Origin of the sequence: Niastella soli, from assembly GCF_017742245.1 — a bacterium.
Lineage (GTDB): Bacteria > Bacteroidota > Bacteroidia > Chitinophagales > Chitinophagaceae > Niastella > Niastella soli.
Window position 1 is genome coordinate 1 of sequence record NZ_JAGHKO010000020.1, and the last position, 3,895, is coordinate 3,895.

Sequence of the window (3,895 nt, forward strand, 5' to 3'; positions counted from 1 at the left end):
ACCAAACCTACAGGGCTCCCCGTAATGAAGCAGAACAGGCGCTTGCCGCTATCTGGCAGGAGCTCCTGGAACTTGACAATATCAGCATATACGACGATTTCTTTCAACTCGGTGGTCACTCGCTGCTTGCAATCCGGGTTATATCAGCCATTCGAAAAGCATTCAACCAGGAAATACCGATACGCAAATTGTTCGATCATCCAACCATAGCTGGTCTGGCTGAGGTGATTGCCTTCAACCGGGATGGATTAGTAATGCCTCCTATAGAAGCGGGGGGCAGACCTGAACAGATCCCATTATCATTCGAGCAGGAGCGCCTGTGGTTCATCGACCATTTACAGGGCGGTGCGCAGTACAATATGCCCTGGGTATTTCGAATTGATGGACCGATCGATGTGCAGGCAATGGAAGCCGCCTTCAGGGATATTATCCAACGGCATGAAGTCTTGCGCACCATTATAAAGGAAAAAGACGGTAAAGGCTTCCAGATAGTGACAAATGCGCAGGGCTGGACAATGGAGTTCAAAAAAGAAGCAGACCTTCTTTTATCGGGTCAAACCCTGCAGGAATATATCCACACCGCAGTACTGCACCCTTTCGATCTTTCAAACGATGTATTGCTTCGGGCAACGCTGGTACAGGTGCAGCCAACCGAGCATGTACTGATCACTGTATTACATCATATAGCATTCGACGCATGGTCTATTTCTATTATCGTAAAGGAGTTTACCGAACTGTATCAGAGCAGGATCGCCAACCGTGCGCCTGATCTGCCTTCCCTGCCTGTACAGTATGCAGATTTTGCCATCTGGCAACGGAACAATTTATCGGGAGAGCGTTTTGATACAAAACTACAATACTGGCAAACACAACTTGAAGAGGTGGTGCCTACTGAACTGCCGGCAGATTTTGAACGTTCGGCAGAACGACCCTTTACCGGCAGTTCCGTTACGCTGAACATCGGTAAGGAATTAAGCGAAGCAGTAAGAGCGCTGGCCGATGAAGAGGGCGTTACCTTGTATATGACGCTGTTAAGTGCATTCAAGGTATTGCTCTTCCGTTATACGGGTTCCACCGACATCTGCGTGGGTACCTCAACGGCAGGACGCCAGCAACAGGAAGTGGAAGGATTGGTTGGGTTCTTCGTAAATATGCTGGCCCTTCGCAGCCAGGTAGAACGGCAAATGACCTTCCATGAATTTTTACAGCAGGTAAAAGAAACAACCCTGCAAGCTTATAAATACCAGGATGTACCTTTTGAAAAGGTAGTAGAAGCGCTGGATATAGTAAGAGACCGGGGACGGACTGCTGTATTTCAGATTGCCATGGTATTGCAGAATGCGCCGGAAGCAGGTGAACTGTCACTGGGAACCGCTTCTCTGCATCCTTTGGGGACCGGCAGTATAACTTCTGAGTTCGACCTTACATTGGATATCACGGCTTCCCCAGAGATGCTGCAACTGCACCTTGTTTACAGTACTGCCTTATACAAACAGGATACGATGCAACGATTGCTTGCACATTTCGAACAACTGCTCCAGGCAGTGGTGCAGGACCGTAATACGCAGGTAGAAAAATTAAAATTGCTTTCTACAACTGAAGCACAGCAACTGCAGGCGTTCAGCCTGCCTGTTAAGGGTGCACATCCAGATGTGGAGCGATCTGTGATGGCCTTGTTTAGTGAACAGGTAGGGCAGACTCCCAATGCCATAGCGTTGCAGTTGGGCGAAGAGCAGCTGAGTTACCAGCAACTGGAAGCGAAAGGCAACCAGCTGGCCCATTTCCTGCGTGACAAAGGAGTACAGCAAGACAGTGTGGTAGCAGTAAGTATGGAACGCAGTATTATGCTCATCATTACCTTATTAGGGGTTTTGAAAACAGGCTGCTCTTATGTGGCCATTGATCCCGCTTATCCGGCACAAAGAAAAAAATATATACTTGAGGATAGTGGGGCCCAATTGCTCTTAACCCATGAAGCAACCTTTGATGAACTGCCTGATGGGGTGGCTTCGATCGACTTAGCCGCTCAACTATCGACGCTGTCGCACTATGCCGATGGGCCCGTCGCCACTACCACCACGGGTGCCGCCCTTGCTTATATCATGTATACATCCGGTTCTACCGGTCTTCCTAAAGGCGTGGAAGTAACCCATAGCAATATTACCAGTCTGGTGAAGGATACCGACTTTGTACAGATGAACAGTTCAAGTGTTTTATTATCCACCGGTTCCCCTTCCTTTGATGCCACCACTTTTGAATACTGGGGCATGCTGCTTAATGGGGGCCGACTGATCATGTGCCCTGAGAACGTGCTGCTGGATGCAGCTCGCCTAAAAGAAGAAATAAAAAACAGGTCGGTAAACACCATGTGGTTTACTGCAGGCTGGTTCAACGAACTGGTTGATACAGATCCTTCGGTCTTTGAAAACCTGCATACGGTAATAGCAGGGGGCGATAAGCTCTCCGTGCGCCATGTGCAGCGTTTGCAATCAGCATATCCAACACTCCAGCTCGTGAACGGCTATGGTCCTACGGAGAACACCACCTTCTCTTTAACCTATACCATAAACAATATAGCAGGCTGCGCCTCCATTCCAATTGGGCGGCCACTGCCTTACCGCAGCGCCTGGGTCCTCGATGAACAACTGCAGCTCTGTGCCATTGGCGTAGTGGGTGAGCTGTATGTAGGCGGGGCGGGACTGGCCCGGGGTTATCGCAACCGGGCAGAACTGACAACACAGAAATTTGTAGCAGACCCCTTCAATAATGAACCCGGTGCCCGCTTATACCGCACAGGCGATAGGGCGCGCTGGCTGCCAGATGGCACGCTTGAGTTTTTAGGCAGAACAGATGAACAGGTAAAGATCAGAGGCTACCGGGTGGAACCTGGTGAGATAGAATCGGTGCTGCAACAATACGAAGGCATTCAACAGGCAGCAGTAGTGGTACGCGAAGATGACAAGCAAAATAAACAACTGATCGCTTACATCGTGGCAGCGACTTCAGTCGACCCGCAGGCAGTACTGCAACACCTGCAAAAGAGTGTACCGGCCTATATGGTACCTTCGCTGCTGATCCCCATCGAGCACCTGCCACTGACCTCAAACGGCAAGGTAGACCGCAAACAACTGGCGTCCTTTGCAATCGATACGGCTATCACCAGCCGTTATATAGCGCCGCGCAACGATACAGAAAAAACACTGGCAGCCATCTGGCAACAGTTGCTGGATGTAGAGCAGGTGGGCGTGGAAGACAATTTTTTTGAACTGGGTGGGCACTCGTTACTGGCCATCCGGGTAATATCGGCGATGCGCAAGGAACTGCAATGCGAAATTGCTATCCGTGACATCTTTGACCATCCTACCATCGCTGCTCTTTGCAACCGGCTCGATCAACAAAAAGACCGACAACTACAGGCTGCCATCCAGCCCGCCAAACGGCCTGACCAGATCCCTTTATCCTTCTCACAGGAACGGCTCTGGTTTATCGACAGGTTGCAGGGAAGTCTGCAATACCATATACCGGCAGTATTCAAACTGGAGGGAATAGTAGACGCTTCCGCACTTGAAGCATCCTTTAAAGAAATCATTCAACGCCATGAGGTGCTGCGTACGGTGATCAATGAACAGGAGGGTATCGGTTATCAGCAGGTGCATCCTGGCAATGACTGGACGATGGAACGTACTACAGAAACATCGATCCTGTCAACCGGTAGTACGGTGGAGGAATATATCCGCGGCCAGGTATTGCGTCCGTTTGATCTGTCGGCCGATCATATGCTTCGGGTAATATTGGTGGAGGTTACAGCCACCAGCCATATCCTCATAGCCGTCATCCATCACATTGCCTTCGATGGCTGGTCGATCTCGATCCTGGTAAAAGAGCTGAGCGAGCT

General features: G+C 50.1%; 1 protein-coding gene. It reads left to right on the forward strand.

Going from position 1 to position 3,895, the window contains the following annotated elements:
• On the forward strand, positions 1-3,895 hold a 3,895-nt coding region (locus J7I42_RS32845; RefSeq protein ID WP_209144372.1), incomplete at both ends, for a non-ribosomal peptide synthetase.